This is a genomic window from uncultured Thiohalocapsa sp. (assembly GCF_913062725.1).
Classification (GTDB): domain Bacteria; phylum Pseudomonadota; class Gammaproteobacteria; order Chromatiales; family Chromatiaceae; genus Thiohalocapsa.
This window is the reverse complement of record NZ_CAJXWY010000048.1, coordinates 24,543-30,732: the sequence shown is the minus strand read 5'-3', so window position 1 is coordinate 30,732 and position 6,190 is coordinate 24,543. Positions and strand designations below refer to the sequence as shown.

Sequence of the window (6,190 nt, the reverse complement as noted above, 5' to 3'; positions counted from 1 at the left end):
GTGGCCTGCGTGTCGGACTCCATGACCGAAGACGCGGCGGTGTTCGGCGGCCAGAAGAACATGTTCAGCGGCCTGGAGAATGCCAAGGCGTTGTACAAGCCGGAGATGATCGCCGTCTCCACCACCTGCATGGCCGAGGTCATCGGTGATGATCTGAACGCCTTCATCGGCAATGCGAAGAAGGAAGGGCACATCCCGGCGGAGTTCCCGACCCCCTATGCGCATACGCCGAGCTTCGTTGGCAGCCATACCACCGGCTGGGACAACATGTTCGAGGGTGTGCTGCGCTACTTCACGCTGAACCACATGGAAGACAAGCAGGTCGGCGCCAACGGTAAGCTCAATCTGGTGCCCGGCTTCGAGACCTATCTCGGCAATTACCGGGTCATGCACCGCATGATGCGCGAGATGGGCGTCGGCTATTCGCTGCTCTCAGACCCCACCGAGGTGCTCGACACGCCCTCCGACGGCGAGTACCGCATGTATGAGGGTGGCACGACCATCGCCGAGGTCAAGGACGCGCCGAATGCCATCGACACCCTGCTGCTGCAGCCCTGGCAACTGGTGAAGACCAAGAAGTTCGTCCAGTCCACCTGGCAGCAGCCGGCATCGGCCATCAACATCCCCATGGGCCTGGAGTGGACCGATGATTTCCTCATGAAGGTGGCGGAGCTCACCGGCAAGGAGATCCCGGCGAGCCTCGCCAAGGAGCGCGGCCGGCTGGTAGACATGATCCAGGACAGCCACCAGTGGCTGCACGGCAAGACCTTCTCCCTGTACGGCGATGCGGACTTCGTCATGGGCCTCACCAAGTTCCTGCTGGAGCTGGGCGCCGAGCCGAAGCACATCCTCTGCGCACACGCCAACAAACGCTGGAAGAAGGCCATGGAAAAGATGCTGGCGGACTCGCCCTACGGCCAGCAGGCGGAGGTCTTCGTCAGCAAAGACCTCTGGCATCTGCGCTCGCTGTGCTTCACGGATAAGCCCGACTTCCTCATCGGCAACAGCTACGGCAAGTTCATCCAGCGCGATACGCTGAAGAAGGGCAAGGCGCACGAGGTGCCGCTGATCCGCATCGGCTTCCCGATCTTCGACCGCCATCACCTGCACCGCATGACCACCATGGGCTACGAGGGCGCCATGTACATGGTCACCACCCTGGTGAACGCGGTGCTGGAGCGCCTCGATGAGGAGACGCGCGAGATGGGCGTCACGGACTACAACTACGACCTGATCCGTTGAGGCAAGTCTCGAGGGGCGGGGCGCCCTGCCCGTCCCCTCGAAACTCGGCACTCGTCACCCGTGACCCGGAGCACCCGATGCCCACTGTGATGATTCGAAAGAACGACGCCGGCGGTCTGCTCTTCTATGTCGCCAAGAAGGATATGGAAGAGACCATCGCCAGCGTCGAGACCGACACCGCCGATGCCTGGGGCGGCGCCGTCGAGCTCACCGACGGCTCGCGCTGGTATATCGACCCCGTCAGCCCGCCGCCGAGCTTCCCGACCACGCTCAGGTTCAAGCGCGCCGAGGCATAACGGCGCGCCCAAGCCCTCCGTCTGTCCGACACCACCCACACAGGAGACCAACCATGGCCCTGCAAATCATCCGCGACCTCTGCACCGCCTGCGGCGATTGTGAGTCCGTCTGCCCCACCGACAGCATCCTGCCCTTCAAGGGCGTGTTCAAAATCGACGCCGAGAGCTGTACCGAGTGCGACGATGCCGACCCGCAGTGCTTGGATGTGTGCATGGAAGACGACTGCATCGTGCCGGCCTGAGCCGGCCGCACAACCGGACCGACGCGCAGCGTCTTTCCGGCCCCGGCGCCGGGATTTGGGCCAGGGACGGCCGACACCGCAGGAGCGGCCCTTCGGGCTCACCACCCGGCCGACGCAGTCTCCGGCGCCGGCGGTCCCGCGCCCCAGTTCTCAACCGCAGCCGACGCGAGATGCGCATGAACGACGCCCAGAACCCACACGTCCTGTCCGAGGACATTGCCCTGCGCATCGGCCTCGCCGCGCGCGCATTGCCAAACACCGACCCCGCGCGCCTGCTCGAGGTGCTGGCGGACAGCGTGGGCCTGCCACCCACCGCCGCCCAACTGGACGGCCTGACGGCGAAGCAGTTCAAGGCCGCCGTCGATGGCGAGCTCGCCGAGGTGGATGCCGAGCGCCTCAAGGCTGCCCTCGCGCTGCTCAAGGGCCAGGGCGCGGACATCGAGCCGCCGCCACCCGTCGAAGCCCCGCTCACCGAGGCGCAGGCCCGCGCCGGCAGCATCCGCGTCGCCTGCGCCTCCAACGGCGGTGAGTTGCTGGATGGCCATTTCGGCTCCTGCCGTCGCTTCCTCATCTATCAGGTGGCCGCAGGTGCGCAGCGGCTCGTGGATGTCCGCGAGATCGACGACAGCCAGGCGGCGGACGACAAGAACACGCACCGCGCCTCGCTCATCGAGGATTGCCAGGTGCTCTTCGTCGCCAGCATCGGCGGCCCCGCCGCGGCCAAAGTGGTGAAGCAGGATATCCACCCCATCAAGTGTCCCCAGGGCGGCGGTGCCCGCGCTCAGGTCACCGTCCTCGCCGGCCTGCTCGCCGATCAGGCCCCGCCCTGGCTCGCCAAGGTCATGGGGCAAGCCGTCGATGAGCGGGTACGCTTCGAGCGCAGCGTCGACGAGGCCTGACTGTGCCCTCAGCCCAGCGCTGAAAGCGATCCGGCGGTATCCGCGTCTGCGCTGCCCCCATGCCGCGAGTCCCATCCGAGGCATCCCAATCGAGGCCGACACCCATGCTCACCGACGCATTCCTCGACCAGGTCACCACGATCATGACCCGCGCCGGCTTGACCGTCGACTCCGTGGCGGCGCTCCGGGACGCCTTTCCAGACGTCCACTTCACCCACTGTCTGGACGACGACATTGGTGCCGGTATCGCCCCCTACCGCGAGGCGGATGGCTTCAATCTCTACCTCGTCACCAGCGCCGGGCACTGCATCGCCTTCACCCGCAGCCAGGCCAGCGCCACCGGATTGGTGCTGGCCGAAGTCAGCGGGGACGATTGAGCGACGCCGCCGCCCGCCGCTTCCGGCCCGCTCATCCCGCCCTGCGCGCGGCCCCCGCTGGCGCAGGTGCAGCCGCTGTGCGCGCGCAGCGCCCGACCAGCAGCGTCCGGCGTCTATCCCTGACCTAGGGAAGCGCCGATTTGTTGGCGCTTCCCGAGCGGGGCAGGACGCCCCGCCATTTGCAGCGACGCAAGTCGCTGACAATGAGGGAGCCGGGAAACCGCGTTTTCCGGCTCCGTCTGCTTTTTGGGCAGGATGCCCAATACATCAGCATCTCCCTAGGTCTGCGCGCAGCAACCCGCCGATGCCTTGCCCAGCAGCTTCCGGTTCAGCCGGAGCAGCGTCTCCAAGCTCTTCCATTGCACGAACATCAGCGGTAGCAGGAGCACGAAGAAGGCTGGTGTGAGCGGCGTCACCAGGCCATTACCCACCAGCCCGAACATAATCCAGAACCAGCCGAAGACGAAGAAGGCGACACCAGGACAGATCAGGCTGTAGGCACCGGGACTTTGCAGATCACCCGCCACATAGTCACGAAAATAGCCGAGCCGCCGCATGACCACATAGCCCAGCAGCCCAAACAGGATCTCCAGCGACAGGATCACGGACGTGAGCACGAACAGCGCCGGCCGCGGCGTCTCCAAGTCGAAGGCATGCTGCAGGCCCATGATCATCCGCACCAGGGTGATACCGGACAGCGTCAGAATCGGAATCAGGATCCACAGGCTCGGCGCCGCACTGGCGCTGATGCCGTGGCGCAGCATGGCCTGGACCCCGACCACCAGCTTCACCAGTCCAAGCAGCGCCGACAGGCTGAGGAAGAACAGCGCGAAGAAGAGCCCAACGGCGTTCACCACTTGGTGCTCACTCATGGCGCCGGGTGCGGCGAAGGCCACCGCAATCATGGCGAAGGCGAAAATGGGCATCATCTGGCCCAGGTTGGCGTTGCCGACGAAGTCGAAGGCGCCCGTCATCACCAGCCTGGCGAGATAACCGCCATAGAGACGCAGTGCCCAAACACCGAGGGCCAGCAGCACCGCAAGCACGCCCGGGAACAGATACTCGGCGTAGTCCCAAAGTCCGGGCACCGTCACCGAGCCCACCACGAACAGCACGTTGATGCTCATGGTGAGCGTCAGCGGCAGCGCCATCAGCGCCACATCCTTGTTGTCCGCGCGCAGGCGCTCGAAGGACTCGCTACGCCGCCAGCGCCGGTAGTGCGCCAGGTTCCAAGCCAACAGCCGCAGATGCAGCGCCGCCATCGCCAACAAGCCGATGACGCCGAGCAGCAACAGCGGCCGCAGCCAATCCGGCCCCTGCGCCCACAGCGCCAGCAGGTTGTCCGCTGTCACCAGCGGTGTGCCCGGATGCGGCACCAGGAACAGGAAATACAGGAAGAAGGTCACCGTCAGCCCGCCGGCACCGAGCGCCGACAGGAAATACAGCGGGTGATAGGCCGAGGTCTCGATCCGTTTCATGGCACTGCTCCAAAGGAGTCGACGATTGGAGACAGTATATTAGTATTAGCTAATACTCTGCGTTGAGAATGCTCAACCGCAGACGCACGCAGGAGCCACAGCGGCCATGGAGATCCTGTCTCGCCGCTCCCCTCAGACCCCGGGCGCGGGGGTATGATCATCGCCTTGTCGACGCCGCCAGCGAGCACCACCCCATGCCTGAGCCAATCCGACACCTGCAGCTCTACCTCGCCCTTGTCCCCGTGTTCTTCGCCGTGGATCTGCTCTGGCTCGGTGTCATCGCCGTGGACTTCTACCAAGCGCAGATCGGCCATCTACTGAGCCCGCAGGTGGACTGGGCGGCGGCGGTCGCGTTCTACCTGCTGTTCATCGGCGGGATTCAGTATTTCGGCGTGCGGCCCGGGCTCGCGTCCGGGCGCATCGGCGATGCGGCAGTCAACGGCGGGCTGTTCGGGTTCTTCACCTATATCACCTACGAGCTCACCAACCGTGCCACGCTGCCCGCCTGGCCGCTGACCATGGTGTTCATCGACACCGCCTGGGGCGTACTGTTGTCCGCGGTGGTGGCGAGCATCGGCTGCTGGATCGGACTACGGATGCGCCTGGGGCCCACGGCTGCCGAAGGCACCGGCCAAGGGCGGCACTGAATACCCCAGAACCCCGACACGGATGCGGCTTGGCACGCGTGCCGGTGCGGGCGCCGGCGCGCACCGCGCAAGTCGCAGCCTTGTGCGCCGCCCGTTAGCGCCTGCGCCCGGGCACGCGTGCCGTCGTGCCTCGGCGGGGGTGGCGCGCCGGCGGCAGGCCGGCGATGGCGAGCAATGCATCCAGTTCTTCGCCGGTGAGCTCCCGCCACTGCCCGGGCAGCGGCCGCGCACCGAGGATGACGTTGCCGAAGCGCACGCGCTTGAGGCGGCTCACCTCACAGCCAACGGCCTCCCACAGCCTGCGGACTTCGCGGTTACGGCCTTCCAGCAAGAGCACATGGAACCAGCGGTTGGCGCCGCTGCCGCCGGATTCGACGATTTCCTCGAAGCGCGCCTGGCCGTCTTCCAGCGCCACGCCTTGCACCAGCGCCTCCAGGGCGCCGTCCGGGATGTCGCCGTGGATGCGCACGGCGTATTCGCGCTCCACCTGCCGGGACGGGTGCATGAGCCGGTTGGCGAGCTCGCCGTGGTTGGTGACCAGCAGCAAGCCCGCGGTGTTCAGATCGAGGCGGCCGACGGTGATCCAGCGCCCGTCGCGGATGCCCGGCAGGCGCTGAAAAATGGTCGGACGGCCCCCCGGGTCGCGACGCGTGACCATCTCGCCCTCGGGCTTGTGGTACGCGAGCACCCGCAGGCGTGATTGGCGCGGGCCACGGCGTTTGACCGCCTCGCCGTCGACGCTGATGCGGTCGCTGGGCAGCACACGGTCGCCGAGCTTGGCGAGCTGGCCGTTGACCCGCACCCGCCCCTCGCTGATCCAGCCCTCCAGGGTGCGCCGCGAGCCGAGGCCGGCTTCTGCGAGGATCTTTTGCAGCCGCACCGCCCCGGTGTCCGGCGCCTGCGGCCGCCGCGGCCGGCCGTTGTCGTCGGTCTGAAGGCCGGTACGCGGCTCTTGCGGGCGCGCGCTGGTGTTTTCGGGCCCGGCTGGGCGTCGCAAGGCCCTGCGTCT

At 66.6% G+C, this 6,190-nt stretch carries 8 protein-coding genes; 6 read left to right on the top strand and 2 right to left on the bottom strand.

The genetic code is table 11. From position 1 onward, the window contains the following. The 5 genes from nifK to QZ588_RS13190 all read left to right on the top strand — a co-directional run. A partial coding sequence (nifK, locus tag QZ588_RS13210) for a nitrogenase molybdenum-iron protein subunit beta (protein ID WP_295543409.1) occupies positions 1-1,242 on the top strand: 1,242 nt, incomplete at its 5' end. Positions 1,243-1,319: 77 nt separating this feature from the next. Beyond that, a complete protein-coding gene (nifT, locus tag QZ588_RS13205) occupies positions 1,320-1,538 on the top strand; it encodes a putative nitrogen fixation protein NifT (RefSeq protein ID WP_295543408.1) in 219 nt (72 codons plus the stop codon). A 53-nt stretch (positions 1,539-1,591) separates the two neighbouring features. Beyond that, a complete protein-coding gene (locus QZ588_RS13200) occupies positions 1,592-1,780 on the top strand; it encodes a 4Fe-4S binding protein (protein ID WP_200232877.1) in 189 nt (62 codons plus the stop codon). 176 nt (positions 1,781-1,956) lie between these two features. Continuing rightward, positions 1,957-2,679 carry a dinitrogenase iron-molybdenum cofactor biosynthesis protein gene (locus tag QZ588_RS13195; protein WP_295543407.1) on the top strand — a complete coding sequence of 241 codons (723 nt, stop codon included), beginning with the start codon at positions 1,957-1,959 and terminating at the stop codon, positions 2,677-2,679. A gap of 104 nt (positions 2,680-2,783) precedes the next feature. After that, positions 2,784-3,056, top strand: coding sequence for a DUF6129 family protein (locus QZ588_RS13190; RefSeq protein WP_295543406.1), 273 nt, complete (start codon positions 2,784-2,786; stop codon positions 3,054-3,056). A 278-nt stretch (positions 3,057-3,334) separates the two neighbouring features. On the opposite strand, the gene QZ588_RS13185 is transcribed toward QZ588_RS13190, so the two are convergent. Then, on the bottom strand, positions 3,335-4,534 hold the full coding sequence (locus tag QZ588_RS13185; RefSeq protein ID WP_295543405.1) for a hypothetical protein: 1,200 nt from the start codon (positions 4,532-4,534) through the stop codon (positions 3,335-3,337). 194 nt (positions 4,535-4,728) lie between these two features. On the opposite strand from QZ588_RS13185, the gene QZ588_RS13180 reads away from it, so the two are divergent. After that, positions 4,729-5,181 (top strand): DUF2177 family protein, encoded by a 453-nt coding sequence (locus QZ588_RS13180; protein WP_295543404.1) that lies wholly within the window; start codon positions 4,729-4,731, stop codon positions 5,179-5,181. A 94-nt stretch (positions 5,182-5,275) separates the two neighbouring features. Here the strand turns inward: QZ588_RS13180 and rluB are convergent, their stop codons facing one another. Beyond that, entirely contained in the window at positions 5,276-6,178 is a 903-nt protein-coding gene (rluB, locus tag QZ588_RS13175; protein WP_366929569.1) for a 23S rRNA pseudouridine(2605) synthase RluB, read from the bottom strand. Positions 6,179-6,190 lie beyond the last annotated feature (12 nt).

Coding starts and splice junctions, on each gene's coding strand:
- QZ588_RS13180 (WP_295543404.1), top strand. CDS start 4,729: ATGCCTGAGCCAATCCGACACCTGCAGCTCTACCTCGCCCTTGTCCCC.
- QZ588_RS13185 (WP_295543405.1), bottom strand. CDS start 4,534: ATGAAACGGATCGAGACCTCGGCCTATCACCCGCTGTATTTCCTGTCG.
- QZ588_RS13190 (WP_295543406.1), top strand. CDS start 2,784: ATGCTCACCGACGCATTCCTCGACCAGGTCACCACGATCATGACCCGC.
- QZ588_RS13195 (WP_295543407.1), top strand. CDS start 1,957: ATGAACGACGCCCAGAACCCACACGTCCTGTCCGAGGACATTGCCCTG.
- nifT (WP_295543408.1), top strand. CDS start 1,320: ATGCCCACTGTGATGATTCGAAAGAACGACGCCGGCGGTCTGCTCTTC.
- QZ588_RS13200 (WP_200232877.1), top strand. CDS start 1,592: ATGGCCCTGCAAATCATCCGCGACCTCTGCACCGCCTGCGGCGATTGT.